The sequence below is a fragment of the Streptomyces sp. NPDC104371 genome (assembly GCF_055583785.1).
Genome location: NZ_JBVJNF010000001.1, coordinates 1,253,273 through 1,273,519, shown reverse-complemented (window position 1 = coordinate 1,273,519; position 20,247 = coordinate 1,253,273). Strand labels below are relative to the sequence as shown.

Genomic DNA, 20,247 nt, shown 5'->3' with positions numbered 1-20,247 from the left:
TGCGGACGTCGTTCCGCAGCTCTTTCGCGGCACCGTTCCTCACTGCTTGATGACGCGTCACCCCCGTGGACGGTTCACCTCGACCGCACTGTCCCTTCGGGTGGTTCGCGATGGCCGGAAGGGGCTAGGACGGATGGCCCGGCCGGTACTGCCTAGGCGGGTGAGCCGAGAAGTGGGGCCGGGGCGACCCGGAGCGTGAGGACCGGGAGGAGTTCGGCGACGGGGTGCGGGCGGTGGGCCGCGATACCCGGCGGTGCGGGGGCGAGCGGGACCAGCAGGTCGCTCGCGGCGGGGTGCCCTTCCGCCGCGTCGGCGGTGCTGTCCCCGTGCAGCCACAGCGTGAGCATGTACAGCTCGGGTACGGACAACAGCCTTGCCTGGTACGGCTGTTGAAGGGTCTCCGCCTGGCGCAGGGCGCGTTCGGTGGCGGCGACGTAGGGGCCCTCGAAGAAGTGCGAGAACGCCCAGCCGTCGGGGGTCGGCACGGTCTCGGCGGCGGCCACCACGCGGTCGCCGCAGCGGATGAGGAAGCGCCAGCCGGCGAGCCGGGTGGCCGTCGCGCCCGCCGGGGTGATCCGGTCCAACACATGGACCGGCAGCGGGAGTTCGGGGGTCACGGGTCCCTGGGCGGCGCGCAGGGACGGGGTGGGGGCCGCGCGGACCGCGGTGGGGGAACCGAGCGCCGCAAGGACGGTACGGAGGGCGGGTGCGGGGGCCTCGGAGACATGCAGCGGCATGGCGGGTCGCCTCTCGTTCGACAGGCAGGGTGAAGCGAGGGAGTGACGCGGGGCGGGCGGACGACGCTGTCAGCTCTGGGGGCCGGAGAGGTGGGGGACGATGCCCGGACCGATGGCGCTCTCGGCGGCAGGGCTCAGAACCGTGAGCGCCAACTCTCCGCCCCGTGGCCGAAGTTTATACGACAAGTGTTCAGGTGACGTTTCCTCCGCTTGTCCCGCCCAGCGCAATCAAGGCGATATCCGGCCGATGGCGACCGCTATTCTCCCTGGCCTTATGGCGGCGTCCGGACGGTGACCTTGCCATACCCGTCCGTAGCGATCGGCCGAATCTCGGCGGCGCTTTTCACGACCTCTTGGCGAGGAAGCCACGCATTGTCCCATGCCCCGTGAATCATGCCTCGTGAATGTGCCCCATGGAACTCCCGTGAGCGTAGCGGGCAGCGGTCACGCGCGGGGCGTTATGGATCGCCTCGGCTGGGCATCATCCCCGTGACCCGGGACAAGTACGGGCCGGATCGTCGGCCTGCCCATCCGAGGAGGGACACTTCGCATGGGGGAGAAGGTCGTGGCAGGACGGTTCGACCTGTCCGATCGGCAGCGCTATCGCGACAAGCTCAGGCAGTGTCTGGCGGGGCTGGCGCGATTGCTGGAGGAGAAGCGGTTCGACCGCCCCAGGAACCTCATGGGCCTGGAGATCGAATTGAATCTCCTGGGCTCCGACGGCATGCCGAGAATGATGAATGCGCAAGTACTGGAGAGGATTGCGAGCCGTGATTTCCAAACAGAACTCGCCATGTTCAATCTGGAAGTCAACATAGCTCCACACAGGCTGGGTGGCCTGGTATTCGACCGGCTTGCCGAGGAGTTGCGCACCTCGCTCGCGTATGCGCATCGGAAGGCGAACGAGGTCGACGCCGGAATCGTGATGATCGGTATTCTGCCGACCCTCGACCACGACGACGTGGTCTCTTCCAACCTCTCCGCCGTCGACCGCTACACCCTGCTCAACGACCAGATCGTGGCCGCCCGCGGCGAGGACTTCGTCCTCGATATAGACGGGGTGGAACGGCTCGTCTGCAATGCGCGCTCGATCACCCCCGAAGCCGCGTGCACGTCCGTCCAGTTGCACCTCCAGGTCACGCCCGCGCGGTTCGCCGATGTGTGGAACGCGGCGCAGGCGATCGCGGCCCCGCAGGTCGCCCTCGGCGCCAACTCGCCCTTCCTGTTCGGCCGTGAGCTGTGGCGCGAGTCCCGGCCCCCGCTGTTCCAGCAGTCCACCGACACCCGGCCGCCCGAACTCCAGGCGCAGGGCGTGCGTCCGCGCACCTGGTTCGGGGAGCGCTGGACCACCTCGGCGTACGACCTGTTCGAGGAGAACGTGCGCTACTTCCCGGCCCTGCTGCCGATCTGCGACGACGAGGACCCGTTGAGCGTCATCGACCAGGGCGGCACCCCGCGGCTCGGCGAACTGATCCTGCACAACGGCACGATCTACCGCTGGAACCGGCCGGTGTACGGCGTCGTCGACGGGGTTCCGCATCTGCGCGTGGAGAACCGGGTGCTGCCCGCCGGGCCCACCGTCACCGATGTGCTCGCCAACGCCGCGTTCTACTACGGCGTCGTCCGCTCCCTCGCCGATGAGGCGCGGCCGGTGTGGAGCCGGCTGCCGTTCGAGGCCGCCGCCGCCAACTTCGACGCGGCCTGCCGGTACGGCATCGAGGCGCGGCTGAGGTGGCCGCGGCGCGGGCGCTACGGCGGCATCACCGAGGTGGACGCCGTGGACCTCGTACGCGACGAACTGCTGCCGATGGCCGAGGCGGGGCTCGACGCGTGGGGTGTCGAGCGCGCCGACCGGGACTACTACCTCGGAGTGATCGAGGAGCGCTGCCGACGCAGGGTCAACGGTGCGAGCTGGCAGACCAGCACCTTCCACCGCGCCCTGGAACAGGGCCTCGACCGGCAGACCGCCCTGGCCAGGACGACCCGGCGGTACTACGAGCTGATGCACATCGGCGAGCCCGTCCACACCTGGCCGCTCGCGTCACCGGAGCCCGCGCCGCTGGGCTGAGCGCCCGCTCCCTCCCGCTCGGGCGAAGATGGGTGCGACACGTTGCCCAACGGGATGCGGGAGTACAGGTGGAGTCAGAGTCGGTGGCCGATGCCGCCCAGGTGGAGCGGCCGACGCGACAGGTGATCCGGAACGAGACGCTGCTCGTGCTGGCCCTCTCGCTCGGCGCGAGCGGCCTGTCCGCGCTGATCAGCTTCGTCGGCTCGGTCACCAGACCGGGCGGGCTCAAGGACCAGGCGGCCACCCTCAACGCCTCGGCCGCGCCCGGACGGCCCTGGCTCGACCTCGCCTGGCAGCTCTTCGGGATCACGACGGCCCTCGTACCGGTGGCGCTCGTCGCCCACCTCCTGCTGCGCGAGGGCGCCGCGCTGCGCACACTCGGCTTCGACCGGACACGGCCGGGCCCGGACCTCGGACGCGGCGCGCTGGTCGCCGCGCTGATCGGGTCCACGGGCATCGCCTTCTATCTGACCGTCCGCGGACTCGGCGCCAACCTCACCGTGGTGCCGGAGGCGTTGCCCGACGTGTGGTGGAAGTACCCGGTGCTGATCCTGTCGGCGTTGCAGAACGCCGTGCTGGAGGAGGTCATCGTCGTCGGGTATCTGCTGCGCAGGCTCGGCCAGTTGGGCTGGACGCCCGGCACGGCCCTGGTGGCGAGTTCGGTGCTGCGCGGCTCGTACCACCTCTACCAGGGCATCGGCGGCTTCCTCGGCAACCTGGTGATGGGTGTGGTGTTCGTCTGTCTGTACCGGCGCTGGGGGCGGGTCGGTCCGCTGGTGGTGGCCCACTCCCTGCTCGACATAGGCGCGTTCGTGGGGTACGCGCTGCTGGCGGGCAAGGTGGGGTGGCTGCCGACGGCGTGACCGGGCCCCGAGAGGGCGGCGGGACAGGGGCGTACGGGCGGACCGTACGCCCCTGTCGTCTGTCAGGCGAGCAGGTCGCCCTCGATGACGGTGACCGCGTGGCCGGTGAGCAGGGTGCGGTCGCCGCGGAGTTCCGTACGGACGCGGCCGGAACGCGGGGAGGCCTGGAGGCCGGTGAGGTCCGGGCGGCCGAGGCGCGCGGACCAGTGCGGGGCCAGGGCGGTGTGGGCGCTGCCGGTGACCGGGTCCTCGTCGATCCCGACGTTCGGGAAGAAGCAGCGGGAGACGAAGTCGTAGCCGCGGGCGGGGTCCTCGGCGCGTGCGGTCGCGATGATGCCGCGCCGGGAGTGCCGGGTGAGCGCCTGGTGGTCGGGACGGAGGCCGAGGACCGTCTTCTCGTCGGCGAGTTCGAGGAGCAGGTCGCCGACGTTCGGGCCGGTGTCGAAGGCGGCCAGCGGGCTCGCGCCGAGGGCGTCGGCCACGCCATCCGCCACCTCGACCGGGGCGAGCGGCGCGGTGGGGAAGTCCAGGGTCAGGGAGCCGTCCTCGCGCGGGGTGGCGGTGAGGACACCGCTTCGGGTGGCGAACCGTACGGGGCCCTCGTGGGCGCCCGTGGTGTGCAGGACATGGGCGGTGGCCAGGGTGGCGTGGCCGCACAGGGCGACTTCGGTGACGGGCGTGAACCAGCGCAGCGCCCAGTCCGCCTCGCCGCCCTCGGGCAGACGGTGGGCGAACGCGGTCTCGGCGTGGTTGACCTCGCGGGCCACGTCCTGGAGCCACCCGTCGTCCGGGAAGGCGTCGAGAAGGAGGACACCGGCGGGGTTGCCGGCGAAGGGCCGGTCGGTGAAGGCGTCGACGATTCGAATCCGCATGGCCCGACGCTAAAGGCCCGAAGGGGCGGCGGACCAAGGCCAATTCGAGGTGACTGGACCGGTGTCGTCCTGCCGTGAGAGTCCCGTAGGCGCGTGGCAAGGAGGCGCGCGCCCTACGGGGACAACGGTGCGATCTCCTCCGTAAGGAGGAGAAGCCGGTCAGCGATGCCCAACCTGTGTCGGACGTGAAGATGCTGCCCCACGGGGATGACCTGAGCCGATGGGGCTGATGGGGTAGGGAGCGTGCCACCCTGTCATTCCCAGCAACCGGCCGCCGAGCGCGGCGCACGCCACGTGGACCTCGACGCCCGGCTCACCGCCGCACTGACGGCCGTGGTCGCGGGCGCCCGCAGACGGGCGCTGCGGGACGGTGACCGGCAGATCGACACCGCTCATCTGCTGCACACCCTGCTGGAGTCCGACCCCGAGGTACGGGCCGTCTTCGACGGTCCGCAGGTCGCCCGGCTGCTCGGCTATCTCGTCCAGCGCGCCATCGGCTACGGCCTGCGCTGGCAGAGCAGTGTCGAGGACTCCGGCGCGCTCCCGGTGCTGTGCGAGCCGGAGGGCTGGTCACCGACGGCGGCGATCGCCCTGGAAGCGGCCTGCGTCCGCGCCGAGCGGGGCGGTCACCCCCGTACCCGCGGGCTCGATCTGCTCGCCACGATCGTCACGGACCCCGAGTCACGGGCCGTCGAGGTCCTCGTGCGCGCGGGCGTCGACGTCGAGGCGCTGCCCGCGCGGATCGAGGCGGCGGCCGTGGCCGAGGAGTACGAGCAGGAGCACGGGCGGGAGCGTACGGCGCCGGAGGGGCCGACCGTCGCGCCGGGCCCGGTCCGGCAGGTGCGCAGGTCCATCCTCTGAGACAGGAGCTATCGGGGGTGACGCTCATGTCGTTGCCTGTCATCATGTGCCGGTGCATACGTCAAACGGCAGTCAGGGTGGCCAGGGCAGAGGCGTCGGACTGGGGCTCGCCCTGGTGTCGGCGCTGGCCTTCGGCGGATCGGGTGTCGCGGCCAAGCCGCTGATCCAGGCGGGGCTCGACCCCCTCCATGTGGTGTGGCTACGGGTCGCGGGCGCCGCGCTCGTGATGCTGCCGCTCGCCGTACGCCACCGGGCGCTGCTGCGCCGCCGTCCCGCCCTGCTCGTCGGGTTCGGCCTGCTCGCCGTGGCCGGTGTCCAGGCGTTCTACTTCGCCGCGATATCCCGGATACCCGTCGGTGTCGCCCTGCTGATCGAGTACCTCTCGCCCGCGCTGGTGCTCGGCTGGGTGCGGTTCATCCAGCGACGGCCCGTGACCCGGGCCGCGGCCATCGGCGTGGTGCTCGCCGTGGGCGGCCTGGCGTGTGTCGTCGAGGTGTGGTCGGGGCTGAGCTTCGACGCGTTGGGGCTGCTGCTCGCGCTGGGTGCCGCCGGTTGCCAGGTCGGCTACTTCGTCCTGTCCGACCAGGGCGGCGACGCGGGCGAGGAGGCGCCGGACCCGCTCGGCGTGATCGCGTACGGCCTGCTCATCGGTGCCGCCGTCCTCACCGTCGTCTCGCGGCCCTGGACCATGGACTGGCAGGTGCTCACCGACCACGCGCACATGAACGGGATCGCCGTCCCGGCCGTCCTGCTGCTGTGCTGGATCGTCCTCGTCGCCACGGTCCTCGCGTATGTCACCGGGGTGCTCTCCGTGCGCCGCCTCTCGCCCCAGGTCGCCGTCGTCGTGGCCTGCCTCGAAGCGGTCATCGCGACCGTCCTCGCCTGGGTCCTGCTCGGCGAGCACCTCTCGCTGCCGCAGATCATCGGTGGTGCGGTCGTGCTGGTGGGCGCGTTCATCGCCCAGTCGTCGGCGCCCGTCAAGAACTCTCCGGAGCCGGTGGCGAGCGGTGGTCCGGAAAGGGAGTTGTCGGCTCGCCGGACGGCCGCATAGGGTGCGGACCATGCACGCGAACGCACTCGTTCTCTCCCCGCCGGCCGCCTGAGGCGGGCCTCCGGAGTCCATGCCCGGCCATGCGGCCGGGCGGAACGGTGCTGCCCGCAGAAGAAGTCCGCCGACCCCGTCGAACCGGGGTCGCCTCCCGAACTTCTGCACCTCTGCGGAGACAACTCATGTCGCATGCTGCTGGGGGCCTGCCCGTCGGGCGAGGCCTCCTCTATCTGATCATCGCCGGTGCCGCCTGGGGCACCGCGGGCGCCGCCGCCTCGCTGGTCTATCAGACCAGTGACATGGGGCCGTTCGCCCTCTCCTTCTGGCGCTGTGCCGGTGGACTCCTCCCGCTGCTCGCCGTGCGCCTGCTGCGCCCGTCCGTCCGCAGCGCCGTACGGGAACCGCTCGGCCGCAAGGCGCTGCGGACCGGGATCACGGGCCTCGCGCTCGCCGTGTTCCAGACCGCCTACTTCGCGGCCGTCGAGGCCACCGGGCTCGCCGTGGGGACCGTCGTCACGCTCGGCGCCGGACCCGTGCTCATCGCGCTCGGCGCCCGGCTGCTGATGGGGGAGCGGCTCGGCCTCGGCGGGGTGGGCGCCGTCCTCGGCGCGCTCGCCGGGCTCGGGGTCCTCACGCTCGGCGGCGACGGCGCCACCGTGCGCCCCTGGGGAGTGCTGCTCGCACTCGTCTCGGCGGCGGCCTACAGCGTCATGACGCTGTACACCCGGTGGTCGGGACGCGACGGCGGGACCGACGCGGCGGGTACGACCCTGTCGGCGTTCGCGGTCACCAGCCTGTGCCTGCTGCCCTTCGCCCTCGCGGAGGGGGTGCTGCCGCACACCGCCGAACCCGGCCGGGTCGTCTGGCTCATGGCCTACATCGCGGTCGTTCCCACGGCCCTGGCCTACGTCCTGTACTTCGCGGGCGCCGCGGTCGTACGGTCGGCCACCGTGTCCGTGATCATGCTGCTCGAGCCGGTGAGCGCGGCGGTGCTCGCCGTGATGCTGCTCGGCGAGCACCTGACGGCGGCGACCCTCGGCGGCACCGCGCTGATGCTCGGCTCGGTCGCGGGGCTCGCGCTGGCGGAAGCGCGCGGGGCACGGGAGCCGGTCCTCGTCTGACCTAGTGCCCCGACGGAGCTGACTCGGGACTGAGTACGGATGCGGAGCGCCGCACCCGTACTCAGTCCTGGTGCGCCTGTTCCTGCTGCCGTCGCAGCAGATGCTCGCGCGCCCGCGCGTCGAGCGGACCGCCCCGTGCCGCCAGCCCGGCCGCGATCCGCTCCTGGATCTCCTGCGACTTGTTACCGGCGTACTTGAACTTCGCGCGTACGCCGGTCACTTCGAGCCGGAGGCCGCGGATGCCGGGCAGCATGCGGCCGTAGGGGTCCTCGCCCGCCGCTGCCCGCGCCGAGCCGCCCTCCGGCTGGAAGTGGCCGAACTGGCGGTTCAGTATCCCGGCCTTGCGCGCCGGGTCGTCCACGACGTGGGCGGTGCACCGGAGTTGGACCGTCGTGTAGAAGCTGGTCGGCACGCCGTGCTCGGGCGGGGTGTCCGGCGGGGCCTGCCAGGGGCCGGGGACGTAGACGTAGTCGTCGACCACGCTCAGGACGACGTCCGGGTTCGCCTCCAAGGCGTGCCACAGCGGGTTGGGGCGCGCCAGATGGGCGAGCGCCTCGCCGCGCTCGGCGTCGTAGACGAAGTGGAGCGGCTGGACGTGGGGCGGCTCGCCCGGCAGCCCGTTGACGGCGAGTTGCCCGAAGTCGTGGGCGGTGAGCCAGAGTTGCCATTCGGCGTCGTCGCGGGGCGCGTCCCAGGGGTGGATCAGCACGGCCCCTCCGGCAGGTAGTCCGGCAGCTCGGTGCCGGGTGCCAGGTCCGGGTCGGCGAGCGGGGCGCCGTACTGCCTGCGGACCGGGAGCACACCGGCCCAGTGGGGGAGGGACAGATCCTCGGGCTCGTCGTTCACACCGCCCGTGCGCGCCTTGGCGGAGACCTCCGCCAGATCGAGGCGGAGCACCGCGGTGGCGGCCAGTTCCTTCTTGTTCGCGGGACGGGAGTCGTGGGAACGGCCCGGCACGACATGGTCGACGAGCGCGTCCAGGGCCGTCCGCTTCTCCTCGAGGTCGGTGACCTGGTGGGCGATGCCGTGCACCACCACGGACCGGTAGTTGATCGAGTGATGGAAGGCCGAGCGGGCCAGGACCAGACCGTCGACATGCGTCACCGTCAGGCACACCGCGAGCCCCTGCTCGGTGCCGTCCGCCATCCGCAGCGGGCGCGAGCCCGTCGAGCCGTGCACATAGAGCCGCTCGCCGACCCGGCCGTAGAGCGTGGGCAGCACGACCGGCGCGCCGTCGCGGACGAAGCCGAGGTGGCAGACGTAGCCCTCGTCGAGTATCGCGTGCACCGACTCCCTGTCGTACGACGCCCGTTCCGCGGCGCGGGTGGGGACGGTGCGGTCGCTCGGCGGATAGACGGCGGGCGGTGCGGCCGACTGCTGGCTCCCCTGCATGGCGCTCTCCATTGCACTAGTGCATAATTGGGTTTGTGTTAGGAGAATATCCGATCAGTGGACAGCGCGCAGTGGATATCGCGGCGAGCGTCGAGAGCGCGGTGGGCGACGGGAAGCTGGAGCCCGGCCAACTCCTTCCGCCCATGCGGCAGTTGGCGACGGAACTGGAGGTGAATCCCAATACGGTCGCCGCCGCGTACCGCATCCTGCGTGAACGCGGGGTCATCGAGACCGCCGGGCGCCGGGGCAGCCGGGTGCGCTCCGCGCCCGCCACGACGGGGCGGGACGACCGGCGCGTGGACGTGCCCGAGGGCGTGCGCGACGTCTCCAGCGGCAACCCCGACCCCGCGCTGCTGCCACCGCTGGCCGCGGTGTTCACGGCGGCCGCGGCCCAGGGCGACACCGAGCCGGTCCTGTACGGAGATGCCGCCGTGGAACCGGAGTTGGCGCGCCTCGCGCGGGCCGCCCTGGACGCCGACGGGGTGCCCGAGGGGCCGTCGGCCGTGGTCTCCGGCTCCCTGGACGCCATCGAACGCGTCCTCACGGCCCATCTCAAGCCGGGGGACACGGTCGCCGTCGAGGACCCCGGCTGGGGCAGCACCCTCGACCTCGTCCCCGCGCTCGGGCTGCGGATGGTCCCCGTCCGCGTGGACGACGAAGGACCGCTTCCCGACGACGTACGGGACGCACTGGCGGCCGGGGCGCGCGCCCTGATCGTCACGGGCCGGGCGCAGAACCCGACCGGCGCCGCGGTCGGCGCCGCGCGCGCCCGCGCCCTGCGGTCCGTGCTCCGCGCACACCCGGCCACCCTGCTGATCGAGGACGACCACGGTCACGGGATCGTCGCCGTGCCCCTCCACACCCTCGCCGGGGCCACCCGGCACTGGGCCTTCGTCCGCTCGGTCGCCAAGGGGTACGGGCCCGATCTGCGGCTCGCGGTGCTGACCGGCGACACCGTCACCGTCGACCGGGTCCGGGGGCGGCAGCGGCTGGGGCCCGGCTGGGTGAGCCGGATCCTGCAACGGGCCGTGGTGCGGCTGTGGACCGAGGGCGTGGTGGACGTCGGCGCGGTGGCGGCGGCGTACGACACGCGCCGTGCCGCGCTGATCGACGCGCTCGCCCGGCGCGGGGTCGCGGCCCAGGGCCGCAGCGGGCTGAACGTGTGGGTTCCCGTACCCGACGAGACCTCGGTGGTCGCGGGGCTGCTGCACGCGGGCTGGGCGGTCGCGCCCGGCGCCCGCTTCCGGCTGGGCGCGCCGCCCGGCATCCGTATCACCGTCTCGTCGCTGACGGCGGACGAGACGGAACCGCTCGCCGACGCGGTCGCTGCTGCCCTCGGCCCGACCCCGGTCAGGAGGTACGCCTAGGGGCTTTCGTTCGGATCAGACCGGATCAGACCGGATCAGACGAGCTTGATCGTGTCCCCGTCGACCGCGATGTCCGCGGTGGGCAGCGGCTGGGGCGCGGGCCCCGCCTGCACGCTGCCGTCGGCCACGGAGAACTGGCTGTCGTGACACGGGCAGGTGATCACGCCGCCCTCGACGTTCGTCACGGCGCAGCCCTGGTGGGTGCACTTGGACGAGAACGCCTTGAAGTTCCCCTTGCTCGGCTGCGTCACCACCACCCCCTGGTCGGCGAAGATCTTGCCACCGCCCTCGGGGATCTCGGAGGTCTTCGCGAGGTCCGTGCCCCCGGAGCCGGCCGCCCCGCCGTCATGCTCCCCGGCCTCGGCCGTGCTCTTGTCCGGCGCGTGGGACGCCTTGGTCGCCTTGGTGGACGGGGTGCTGTCCGATTCCCCGCACGCGGTCAGCGCGGCGGCGAGTCCGGTCACACCCACCGCCGTCACGACCGTGCGACGGGACGGTTCGGAGCCGGGCTGGAGCGGTTCGCTGGTCATGCGGACGTTCCCTTCCACGGATGGTGCGCTGGCTGTTCGAACGGCCCCGACATCTTGACCCGCTGCGGAACGGCCACCCGCGAGGCGCGCACGACCCGGCTCCGAAGGGACCCGAACGCTCCAGTGGCCTGGCCGCAGTGGGTGTTCGGGCTCTCGCATAGCCTGGCGGAATGCTTACACACGTCACGGCGACCCGGTTCGTCGCGCCGCTGCGCGAGGGGGGTTCGCTGCCGGGGCTCGTCGAGGGGGACGATCTCGGGGCCTATGTCATGAAGTTCAGGGGGGCGGGGCAAGGGCGCAAGACGCTGGTCGCCGAGGTCGTCTGCGGCGAACTCGCCCGGCGGCTCGGCTTGCGCGTACCCGGACTCGTGACGATCGGGCTCGATCCGGTGCTGGGTCTCGGCGAGCCGGATCAGGAGGTGCAGGAGCTGCTCAAGGCGAGCGGCGGGCTGAACCTCGGGATGGAGTTCCTCAGCGGGGCGATCGGCTTCGACCCGCTCGCGTTCGAGATCGGCTCCGAGGAGGCCGGGCGGATCGTCTGGTTCGACGCGCTCGTGGGCAACGTCGACCGCTCCTGGCGCAACCCCAACCTGCTGATGTGGCACGGAGATCTGTGGCTCATCGACCACGGCGCCACCATGATCTGGCAGCACAACTGGCCCGGCGTCGAGGCCTCCGCCGCCCGCCCCTACGACGCCCGCGACCACGCCCTCGCCCCCTTCGCGCCGGATGTCGCGGGCGCCGCCGCCGAGTTGGCGCCGCTGGTCACCGAGGAGCTGCTGGCCGAGGTGACCGGTCGGATCCCGGACGAGTGGCTGACCGGCGAGCCCGGCTTCGACACACCGGACGCGCTGCGGCAGGCCTACGCACGGCCGTTGCTCGCCCGCGCCGCCGTCATCCACGAACGCGTCAAGGGCGTCGAGGCCAAGGGCGTCGAGGCCGTCGAGGGGGAGAAGAAGTGAGCGAGCGGGACGTCTTCGAGTACGCGCTGCTGCGCGTCGTGCCCCGCGTCGAGCGCGGCGAGTGCATCAACGCGGGCGTACTGGTCTACTGCCGCGCCCGGTCGTTCGTCGCCGCCCGGACGCACCTGGACGAGACGCGGCTGCGCGCGCTCGACCCGGACGCGGACGTCACCGGCGTGCGCGCCGCGCTCCGTGCCGTCGAGGGCGTGTGCGCGGGCGGCGCGGCGGCCGGGCAGGCCGCGGGCGACGACGCCGGGCGGCGCTTCCGCTGGCTGATCGCGCCCCGCTCGACGGTCGTGACGCCAGGACCCGTGCACACCGGGCTGACCGCCGACCCGGCCGCCGAGGCGGAGCGGTTGCTCGAGCTCCTGGTGAGGTAATGGATCACACGCACCCGGTGGGCCGTTGACACCGGGTGCCAGGGCTTCTAGCGTCACGTCTACTGAAGGTACTAAGCGGTCGCTCACCCGTGGGCGTCTCGCGCGGGACCGCAGATCCCCGAAGGTGTTCCAGGCTTTCCAAGGGCGAGGAGAACCAGCTATGTCCACCACTGAGCAGCGCGTGGCCGTCGTCACCGGCGCAGCGCGCGGCATCGGCGCCGCCACCGCCGTACGACTGGCCGCCGAGGGCCGGGCCGTCGCGGTCATCGACCTCGACGAGACCGCGTGCAAGGACACCGTCAAGCAGATCACCGACGCCGGGGGCAAGGCCATCGCCGTCGGCTGCGACGTCTCCGACGAGGCGCAGGTCGAGGCGGCCGTGGCGCGGATCGCCGAAGAGCTGGGCGCGCCGACGATCCTCGTCAACAACGCGGGCGTGCTCCGCGACAACCTGCTGTTCAAGATGAGCGTCTCCGACTGGGACACGGTCATGAACGTGCATCTGCGCGGCGCCTTCCTGATGGCGCGCGCGGTGCAGAAGCACATGGTGGACGCGGGCTTCGGCCGGATCGTCAACCTCTCCTCGTCCTCCGCGCTCGGCAACCGCGGCCAGGTGAACTACTCCGCCGCCAAGGCCGGTCTGCAGGGCTTCACCAAGACCCTGGCCAAGGAACTCGGCAAGTTCGGCGTCACCGCCAACGCCGTCGCCCCCGGCTTCATCGCCACCGAGATGACCAAGGCCACCGCCGACCGGGTCGGCATGGGCTTCGAGGACTTCAAGGCCGCCGCCGCCACCCAGATCCCCGTACAGCGCGTCGGCGAGCCCGCCGACATCGCCAACGCGATCGCCTTCTTCACCGGTGACGCCGCCGGATTCGTCTCCGGCCAGGTGCTGTACGTCGCCGGTGGACCGCTCGACTGAGGCCGGCGGAACCGACCGAGGCCAGAAGAACCAGAGGAACACGGACACATGACTGCACTGCCTGAACCCTCCGGCAAGGTCGCCCTCGTCACGGGCGCCAGCCGCGGCATCGGCTACGGGATCGCCGAGGCCCTCGTCGCCCGCGGCGACCGCGTCTGCATCACCGGCCGCAACGAGGAGGCCCTCAAGGAGGCCGTCGAGCGGCTCGGCGCGGACCGGGTCATCGGCGTCGCGGGCAAGGCCCACGACGAAGCCCACCAGGCCGCCGCCGTGGAGCGCGCCATGGAGGCCTTCGGCCGGGTGGACCACCTGGTCAACAACGCCGGTACGAACCCGGTGTTCGGCCCGATCGCCGACCTCGACCTGGGCGTCGTCCGCAAGGTCTTCGAGACCAACGTGATCTCGGCGCTCGGCTTCGCCCAGCGGACCTGGCACGCCTGGCAGAAGGACAACGGCGGCGCGATCGTCAACATCGCCTCGATCGCGGGCACGACGGCGTCGCCCTTCGTCGCCGCCTACGGTGTCAGCAAGGCCGCGATGATCAACCTGACCCAGCAGTTGGCGCACGAGTTCGCGCCCCGCGTCCGGGTCAACGCGATCGCGCCGGCCGTGGTGAAGACCCGGTTCGCCAAGGCGCTGTACGAGGGCCGGGAGGAGGAGGTCACCTCCTCCTACCCGCTGGGCCGGCTCGGTGTGCCCTCCGACATCGGCGGCGCCGCCGCGTTCCTCACGTCGGACCAGTCCGACTGGATCACCGGCCAGACGCTCGTCGTCGACGGCGGTCTCTTCCTGAACGCCGGGGTCTGACGGAACGCCGGGGTCTGACGAACGGTCCGCGGCACGGGCGCCCCCTGGACGGAAGGGCGCCCGTGCCGGGCCGTACGAGACAGACCGGCCGATGACAACGTGGTCAATCACGCCTCGATCAAGAACCTCTGCGAACCCGGTTCCCCGGGCGGAGCGCTGCGGTAGCGTCTGCCGCCCACCTTGGGTACGGCAGAGCGAGGAGCGTGCGCGTGTTCCACCGGATTCGTTGTCTGCGTCGGCTGGCGGCGATCACATCGCTCACCCTGGTGACCGGTTGCGGGTCGCTCTTCTCCTCGTCCTCCGAGAAGGAGGACCCGATCGTCGTGGGCACCACCAGCGCGCCGAGCACCCTGGATCCGGCCGCCTCCTGGGACGGCTCCTGGGAGCTGTTCCGCAACATCTACCAGACCCTGCTCAGCTATCCGACGGGCGCGACGGCACCCGCCCCCGACGCCGCCGACCACTGCTCCTTCACCGACGGCACGAACCTCGTCTACCGCTGTGTGCTGCGCAAGGACCTCACGTTCTCCGACGGGCAGGCGCTGAACGCGCGCGCCGTGAAGTACTCCATCGACCGCGTCCGCGCGATCAACACCCGCGGCGGCCCCGCGGGCCTGCTGGGCAGCCTCGACCGCGTCACCACCAGCGGCACGCGCGAGATCGCCTTCCACCTCAACAAGCCCGACACGACGTTCCCGTTCGTCCTCGCCACCCCCGCGATGTCGATCGTCGCCCCCGACGCGTACCCGGCCCGCTCCCTGCGCAAGGACGGCAAGATCCTCGGTTCCGGGCCCTACCGCCTCGCGTCGTACGAGGAGGGCGGCCAGGCCTCACTCGTGCGCAACGACCACTACAAGGGCGTCGCGAAGCTCCGCAACGACAAGGTCACCATCCGCTACTTCCAGGACTCGGGCGAGATGGTCGACGCCCTGCGTGAGAAGCGCATCGACGTCACCTACCGAGGGCTCGCCTCCTCCGACATCGTCGCCCTGCAGAGCGACGCCGCCAAGGAGGGCCTGCAACTCGTCGAGGGCTCCGGCATCGCGATCAACTACCTGGTCTTCAACCCGAAGGACCCCTGGGCCGCGAAGCCCGCCGTGCGGCACGCGGTCGCGCAGGTCGTCGACCGCCCGGCGATCGCGCACAAGGTGTACAAGGACACCGTCGAACCGCTGTACTCGATGGTCCCCACCGGGCTCACCAGCCACACCGCGGGCTTCTTCGACCGGTACGGCGACCCCAGCACCGCCAAGGCCCGCAAGATCCTCCAGGACGCGGGCATCACCAGCCCCGTGCCGCTCACCCTCTGGTACACCACCGACCGCTACGGCTCCGAGACCGCGCCGGAGTTCCGCGAGCTGAAGAGCCAGCTCGACGGGTCGGGCCTGTTCACGGTCACGCTCAAGAGCCGCCCGTGGAAGACGTACGAGGAGGGGGCCAACAAGGGCGAGTACCCGGTGGCCGGCCGGGGCTGGTTCCCCGACTTCCCGGACCCCGACAACTTCATCGCGCCGTTCGTGGGCGAGCAGAACGCGCTCGGCATGCCCTACCCGGCCAAGCGGATCACCGATGAGCTGCTGCCCGCGACCCGGCGCCGGGACGACCGCGCCGAGGTCGTCGAGCAGTTCCAGGAGGCCCAGCAGATCCTCGTCGACGACGCGCGGCTGCTGCCGCTGTGGCAGGGCAAGCAGTACGTGGCGGCGAGCGAGGAGATCTCCGGCGGGGAGCAGGCCCTGGACCCGTCGACGATCATGAAGATGTGGGAGCTGTCCCGCAAGACGAGCTGGTAGCCGGGGTGTGAGGGGGGCTCGGGAGTCGGTTGTCAGTGGTCGCCTGTAGGTTCGGAGAACTGCAAGCGACCGCACAACGGAGGAAGTTGACGTGACCGACATCGCCATGCTGCCGGAGTCCTGGCGGGGCGTACTGGGCGAGCAGCTTGAGCAGCCCTACTTCAAGGAACTCATGGAGTTCGTCGAGGAGGAGCGCGCCAAGGGTCCCGTCTACCCTCCGCGGGAGGAGGTCTTCGCCGCGCTCGACGCCACGCCGTACGACAAGGTGAAGGTGCTCGTCCTCGGCCAGGACCCGTACCACGGCGAGGGCCAGGGGCACGGCCTGTGCTTCTCCGTGCGGCCCGGGGTGAAGACCCCGCCCTCGCTGCGGAACATCTACAAGGAGATGCAGGCCGAGCTGGGCACGCCGATCCCCGACAACGGCTATCTGATGCCGTGGGCCGAGCAAGGCGTCCTGCTGCTCAACGCGGTGCTGACGGTGCGCGCGGGCGAGGCGAACTCCCACAAGGGCAAGGGCTGGGAGAAGTTCACGGACGCGGTGATCCGCGCCGTCGCGGACCGGCCCGACCCGGCGGTGTTCGTGCTCTGGGGCAACTACGCCCAGAAGAAGCTGCCGCTGATCGACGAGACCCGGCATGTCGTCGTCAAGGGCGCGCACCCCTCGCCGCTCTCCGCGAAGAAGTTCTTCGGCTCGCGGCCGTTCACGCAGATCAACGAGGCGGTGGCCCGGCAGGGACATGACCCCGTCGACTGGACCATTCCGAACCTGGGCTGACACCCGGGGGCGGGGCCCGCGTCGGCCCCGCCCCGCCCGGCCCGTCGCGGGCCGCCGCCCGGCCGGTCACCGCCTTGGCCCAGTGCTCGGACGGATGCGCCTGAGCGCGATTGTCCGGGACAGCCCTTAGCGTCATGAGGAACGGGCGACGAGCGGGAGGACGCGGTGGCGGAGCGACAGGAGCAGGCGGCGCCGGATGCCGTGCTGACCCGGATCGGGCAGGTCGTCATGTTGCACCACGGCGGCGACCGCGAGGAGGCCCGCAACCGCTTCCTCGAACTGTGGGCGGAGATCGGCGAGGACGGCGACCCGCTGCACCGCTGCACGCTGGCGCACTACATGGCGGACACCCAGGACGAGCCGGACCACGAACTCGCCTGGGATCTACGGGCGTTGTCGGCCGCGGAGGAACTCACCGACGAACTCCTCACCGAGCAGGACGGCGCGCTCGTCGTACGCGCGTTCTACCCCTCCCTGCATCTGAACCTCGCCGCCGACTATGTGAAGCTCGGCCGCTCGGGGGCCGCCCGCGCCCATCTCGGCCGGGCCCGCGGCGCGGCCGACGCCCTCGTCGACGACGGCTACGGCGACGGCGTCAGGGCGGCGATCGCCCGGCTGGAACAGCAGCTCGCGCGGGAGGCACCGACGGGCGGCGCGCCCGAGCCCGGCCCGTTGGACGGTCCGGGCGGCGAGACGCTCGGCCCGCCGAGACGACGGCCGTAGGTCCTCGCTGCCTCGTCGTCCGTTCTCAACGCCCGTATGTGCGACGGCAGATGACCGACTCGGGGCTGTCCGGCCGCCATCCGCCGTACTGCCGCCCGAGCGCGCACACGTCCGTGTTCCGGGGGATCCGGGCGGTGGCCCTGGGCGGTACGTCGATGTGCGGTCCGCGTGGGCCCGGCCTGCGGTGCGGCGGGGCGGACGGATCGTGCGACGGCGCCGTCGGCGTGGCGGTGGACGCCGGTCCGGTCGTGTGCCGCGCACCGGTCGGCGGTGACGGGGCGGGGGAGGGCTCGACCAGGTCCAGCGCCTCCCGCGCCGGGGCCTGGACGGGCCGGGGTTCCGCGCTGCCGTCCGGATGCGGTGCCAACGGGGACGAGCGGGCCGGGGGCGGGCCGGGCACGGTCGGTCGCTGCACGGTCACACAGCCGCTGAGGGCCGAGATGGCCACGGTGACCAGAAGCGTTGCGGTCGTCGTTCGATGCACCCGCGCAACTCTGCTGTGTCCCGCCCGTTTTGGCGCGGAGGCAGGCGGAGGATGCCCCCTACGGATGAACCGGCTCGCACGAAGGTCCGGGCTCGGCGCGCGTGATGTCAATCCCCGGTTGCCCCGTCGAGCCGCTCGCGGATCAGGTCCGCGTGGCCGTTGTGGCGTGCGTACTCCTCGATCATGTGCGTGTAGATCCAGCGCAGGGAGAAGGGCTCGTCGGCGAACCGGCTCTTGCCGCTGGAGAGTTGGTCCAGGCCGAGACCGGCGGCGTGACGCCGCGCGACCGCGATCTCCGCTTGCCACGTGGCGTACGCCTCCTGCCAGGTGTCGGCCTCGGTGAGGTGGAACTCCCCGTCCGGGTCCTCGTCACTGCAGTAGATCGGCCCCGGATCGTCGCCGACGAGGACCTTGCGGAACCAGCCCCGTTCCACCTCCGCCATGTGCCGTACGAGTCCCATCAAGGACAGTTCGGAGGGCTCCACCGAGGCGGTTCTGAGCTGGGCGTCGGTCAGGCCCTCGCACTTCAGCGCGAGCGTCTGGCGGTGGTAGTCGAGCCAGCCTTCCAGCATGGCGCGTTCGTCGGCGTTCTGGGCGGGTTCGCTGCGTTCCACGGTCATGGCGGCATCGTCGCTCAATCCCTCACCCCGCGCCAGGCATTACCCGGTCGCCGAGCATTCCGTCGAGCAGTTCCCGCAGGCTCGTGCGTACCGCGTCCAGGCTTGGCGTGTTCGCCGTGAAAGACCCGGCCACGCAGGACAGCATCAGGCCGTCCGCCCAGGCCACCAGGGACAGTGCGTGCCGGGTCGGGTCGGTCGAGCCCATGGCCGTTACCAGCGTGGTGAGTTGGTCGCGGAAGCGGGCGCCGGCCGCGTCGAAGTACGTGCGCAGCTCGGGGCGTCGGGTGGCCTCCAGGGCCAACTCGTAGCGGGCGACGGTGAGTTCGCGGTTGCGGGTCAGGGAGCGATGGGTCGCGAGGGCCAGGCCGTCCACCAGGGCGTCCAGGCTGCCCTCGGGGGAGGGCAGCTCGTGCAGCGCGAGCACGCGTGCCTCCCGGTCGGCGAGGCGGCGCACCGCGAGTTCCAGCAGCGCCAGGCGGGTCCGCGCGAGGTTCGAGGTCGAGCCCTGGGGCAGCCCCGCCGCCTCGTCCACCGCCCGGTGGGTGAGCCCGCGCATCCCGCGCTCGGCGAGCAGGGCGAGGGCGGTGTCGGCGACGAGATCGGCGCGGGAGGCGCCCGTGGTGCGTACGGACATGGAGGTCACGGTACCCGGTTCACTACAGCGGTAGTACAGTCGAGGCATCGCCCCACTACATGTGTAGTGAACCGGGGTGATCGCCGACGTACCCAGGAGGAGTCATGGCACAGCCTTCGCACGCCGTCGTCATCGGCGGCGGCATCGGCGGTCTCACCGCCGCCGCGGCCCTGCACCGGCGCGGTCTGCGGGTCACCGTGCTGGAGCGGGCCCGCTCCCTGGAGCCGATCGGCGCGGCCATCTCGCTCTCGCCGAACGCCCTGCGCGCCCTGGACACCCTCGGCATCGGCGACCGGATCCGCGACCTCGCCGCCTGGCAGGGGGACGGCGGGCTGCGGACACCGCGCGGACGCTGGCTCTCCCGCACCGACGCCGTCGCAGCGGCCGAGCGCTTCGGCGGCCCGCTCGTCCTGCTGCACCGGGCCACACTCATCGACAGCCTCGCCGCGCTGCTCCCGGCCGACGCCGTCCGTACGGCCGCCGCCGCGACCCTCGCCGACGCGGGGGACGCCGGGCGCCCGGCCCGAATCACCACCCCCGACGGCGAGTTGGAGGCCGACCTCGTGGTGGCCGCCGACGGCATCCGCTCCCGCGTACGCCAGGCGCTGTTCCCGCACAACCCGGGGACCGTCTACTCCGGATTCACCACCTGGCGCGTGGTGATCCCCGTGCCCGGTGCCACGTTCGCCTCCCACGAGACCTGGGGCCGGGGCCGTATCTGGGGCACGCACCCGCTCAAGGGCGGCCGGGTCTACGCCTACGCCGCGGCCGTCACCCCCGCCGGGCAGCACGCCCCGGACGACGAGAAGGCCGAACTCCTGCGCCGCTTCGGCGACTGGCACGACCCGATCCCCGCCGTCCTCGCCGCCGCCCGCCCCGAGGACGTGCTGCGCCACGACGTCCACCACATCGCCGAGCCGCTGCCCGCCTTTCACCACGGCCGGGTCGCCCTGCTCGGCGACGCCGCGCACGCCATGCCGCCGACCCTCGGCCAGGGCGGCAACCAGGCCATCGAGGACGCCGTCGTCCTGGCCCACCACCACGAGGACCTCGCGGCCTACTCGGCGGCCCGGCTGCCCCGTACGACCGCCATCGCCCGCCAGGCCGTCCGCACCGCCCGGCTCAACATGATGGAGAGCCGCGCCGGGATCGCCGTACGCGACGCCGCCATGACCGCGCTCTCCCTGGCCGGACCCGCGCTGGTCCTGCGCGGCTTCGCGGGCATCGCGGACTGGCGGCCGCCGCACGGCCCGTATGCTTCCGCCGAGATACCCACCGGCAACCGCTAGGA

22 protein-coding genes are annotated in these 20,247 nt (G+C 72.0%); 14 read left to right on the top strand and 8 right to left on the bottom strand.

Annotated elements, in window-relative coordinates; all coding sequences use genetic code 11:
- Nucleotides 1-152: 152 nt before the first annotated feature.
- Complete coding sequence (locus ACZ60T_RS05765; RefSeq protein ID WP_469664681.1) at nt 153-737, bottom strand: hypothetical protein; 585 nt, start codon at nt 735-737, stop codon at nt 153-155.
- Nucleotides 738-1,287: 550 nt separating this feature from the next.
- On the opposite strand from ACZ60T_RS05765, the gene ACZ60T_RS05760 reads away from it, so the two are divergent.
- The gene (locus ACZ60T_RS05760; protein WP_365629926.1) at nt 1,288-2,805 is read left to right on the top strand and encodes a glutamate-cysteine ligase family protein; all 1,518 of its coding nucleotides are present in this window, start codon (nt 1,288-1,290) and stop codon (nt 2,803-2,805) included.
- Nucleotides 2,806-2,873: 68 nt separating this feature from the next.
- Entirely contained in the window at nt 2,874-3,668 is a 795-nt protein-coding gene (locus ACZ60T_RS05755) for a CPBP family intramembrane glutamic endopeptidase (RefSeq protein ID WP_469664679.1), read from the top strand.
- Nucleotides 3,669-3,730: 62 nt separating this feature from the next.
- On the opposite strand, the gene ACZ60T_RS05750 is transcribed toward ACZ60T_RS05755, so the two are convergent.
- A complete protein-coding gene (locus tag ACZ60T_RS05750; protein ID WP_469664677.1) occupies nt 3,731-4,540 on the bottom strand; it encodes a PhzF family phenazine biosynthesis protein in 810 nt (269 codons plus the stop codon).
- A 243-nt stretch (nt 4,541-4,783) separates the two neighbouring features.
- On the opposite strand from ACZ60T_RS05750, the gene ACZ60T_RS05745 reads away from it, so the two are divergent.
- From ACZ60T_RS05745 to ACZ60T_RS05735, 3 genes are all read left to right on the top strand, one after another.
- Nucleotides 4,784-5,401, top strand: coding sequence for a peptidase (locus tag ACZ60T_RS05745; protein WP_469664676.1), 618 nt, complete (start codon nt 4,784-4,786; stop codon nt 5,399-5,401).
- A gap of 46 nt (nt 5,402-5,447) precedes the next feature.
- A complete protein-coding gene (locus ACZ60T_RS05740; RefSeq protein ID WP_469664674.1) occupies nt 5,448-6,452 on the top strand; it encodes an EamA family transporter in 1,005 nt (334 codons plus the stop codon).
- Between the two features lie 179 nt (nt 6,453-6,631).
- Nucleotides 6,632-7,570, top strand: a complete 939-nt coding sequence (locus ACZ60T_RS05735; protein ID WP_469664672.1) for a DMT family transporter — start codon at nt 6,632-6,634, stop codon at nt 7,568-7,570.
- 61 nt (nt 7,571-7,631) lie between these two features.
- Here the strand turns inward: ACZ60T_RS05735 and ACZ60T_RS05730 are convergent, their stop codons facing one another.
- Both ACZ60T_RS05730 and ACZ60T_RS05725 read right to left on the bottom strand, forming a co-directional pair.
- Nucleotides 7,632-8,279, bottom strand: coding sequence for an FMN-binding negative transcriptional regulator (locus ACZ60T_RS05730; protein ID WP_365629908.1), 648 nt, complete (start codon nt 8,277-8,279; stop codon nt 7,632-7,634).
- Entirely contained in the window at nt 8,273-8,962 is a 690-nt protein-coding gene (locus ACZ60T_RS05725) for a pyridoxamine 5'-phosphate oxidase family protein (protein ID WP_469664670.1), read from the bottom strand. Before ACZ60T_RS05725 ends, ACZ60T_RS05730 begins: the two co-directional genes overlap by 7 nt.
- 35 nt (nt 8,963-8,997) lie before the next feature.
- Between ACZ60T_RS05725 and ACZ60T_RS05720 the strand changes: the two genes are divergently transcribed.
- A complete protein-coding gene (locus ACZ60T_RS05720) occupies nt 8,998-10,329 on the top strand; it encodes an aminotransferase class I/II-fold pyridoxal phosphate-dependent enzyme (RefSeq protein ID WP_469664668.1) in 1,332 nt (443 codons plus the stop codon).
- Nucleotides 10,330-10,364: 35 nt separating this feature from the next.
- On the opposite strand, the gene ACZ60T_RS05715 is transcribed toward ACZ60T_RS05720, so the two are convergent.
- Complete coding sequence (locus ACZ60T_RS05715) at nt 10,365-10,859, bottom strand: Rieske (2Fe-2S) protein (RefSeq protein WP_469664667.1); 495 nt, start codon at nt 10,857-10,859, stop codon at nt 10,365-10,367.
- 170 nt (nt 10,860-11,029) lie between these two features.
- On the opposite strand from ACZ60T_RS05715, the gene ACZ60T_RS05710 reads away from it, so the two are divergent.
- From ACZ60T_RS05710 to ACZ60T_RS05680, 7 genes are all read left to right on the top strand, one after another.
- Nucleotides 11,030-11,821, top strand: a complete 792-nt coding sequence (locus ACZ60T_RS05710; protein ID WP_469664665.1) for a HipA family kinase — start codon at nt 11,030-11,032, stop codon at nt 11,819-11,821.
- Nucleotides 11,818-12,201: a DUF3037 domain-containing protein gene (locus ACZ60T_RS05705; protein WP_469664664.1), complete on the top strand. Its 384-nt coding sequence runs from the start codon at nt 11,818-11,820 to the stop codon at nt 12,199-12,201. The genes ACZ60T_RS05710 and ACZ60T_RS05705 overlap by 4 nt, the downstream gene beginning before the upstream one ends.
- Nucleotides 12,202-12,361: 160 nt before the next feature.
- The gene (gene fabG / locus ACZ60T_RS05700) at nt 12,362-13,123 is read left to right on the top strand and encodes a 3-oxoacyl-ACP reductase FabG (RefSeq protein WP_469664663.1); all 762 of its coding nucleotides are present in this window, start codon (nt 12,362-12,364) and stop codon (nt 13,121-13,123) included.
- Between the two features lie 48 nt (nt 13,124-13,171).
- A complete protein-coding gene (locus ACZ60T_RS05695; protein ID WP_469664661.1) occupies nt 13,172-13,930 on the top strand; it encodes an SDR family oxidoreductase in 759 nt (252 codons plus the stop codon).
- A 209-nt stretch (nt 13,931-14,139) separates the two neighbouring features.
- A complete protein-coding gene (locus ACZ60T_RS05690; protein ID WP_365629884.1) occupies nt 14,140-15,720 on the top strand; it encodes an ABC transporter substrate-binding protein in 1,581 nt (526 codons plus the stop codon).
- A 91-nt stretch (nt 15,721-15,811) separates the two neighbouring features.
- Nucleotides 15,812-16,495: a uracil-DNA glycosylase gene (locus tag ACZ60T_RS05685; RefSeq protein ID WP_365629881.1), complete on the top strand. Its 684-nt coding sequence runs from the start codon at nt 15,812-15,814 to the stop codon at nt 16,493-16,495.
- 165 nt (nt 16,496-16,660) lie between these two features.
- On the top strand, nt 16,661-17,218 hold the full coding sequence (locus ACZ60T_RS05680) for a hypothetical protein (protein ID WP_365629878.1): 558 nt from the start codon (nt 16,661-16,663) through the stop codon (nt 17,216-17,218).
- Between the two features lie 25 nt (nt 17,219-17,243).
- Here the strand turns inward: ACZ60T_RS05680 and ACZ60T_RS05675 are convergent, their stop codons facing one another.
- The 3 genes from ACZ60T_RS05675 to ACZ60T_RS05665 all read right to left on the bottom strand — a co-directional run bounded on the left by ACZ60T_RS05675 (nt 17,244) and on the right by ACZ60T_RS05665 (nt 18,956).
- Entirely contained in the window at nt 17,244-17,702 is a 459-nt protein-coding gene (locus ACZ60T_RS05675) for a hypothetical protein (protein ID WP_469664658.1), read from the bottom strand.
- Between the two features lie 107 nt (nt 17,703-17,809).
- Nucleotides 17,810-18,322, bottom strand: a complete 513-nt coding sequence (locus ACZ60T_RS05670) for a DinB family protein (protein ID WP_469664656.1) — start codon at nt 18,320-18,322, stop codon at nt 17,810-17,812.
- Nucleotides 18,323-18,344: 22 nt separating this feature from the next.
- Nucleotides 18,345-18,956 (bottom strand): TetR/AcrR family transcriptional regulator, encoded by a 612-nt coding sequence (locus ACZ60T_RS05665; RefSeq protein ID WP_469664654.1) that lies wholly within the window; start codon nt 18,954-18,956, stop codon nt 18,345-18,347.
- A gap of 104 nt (nt 18,957-19,060) precedes the next feature.
- Here ACZ60T_RS05665 and ACZ60T_RS05660 point away from each other — a divergent pair, with 104 nt between their 5' ends.
- On the top strand, nt 19,061-20,245 hold the full coding sequence (locus ACZ60T_RS05660) for an FAD-dependent monooxygenase (protein WP_469664652.1): 1,185 nt from the start codon (nt 19,061-19,063) through the stop codon (nt 20,243-20,245).
- Nucleotides 20,246-20,247 lie beyond the last annotated feature (2 nt).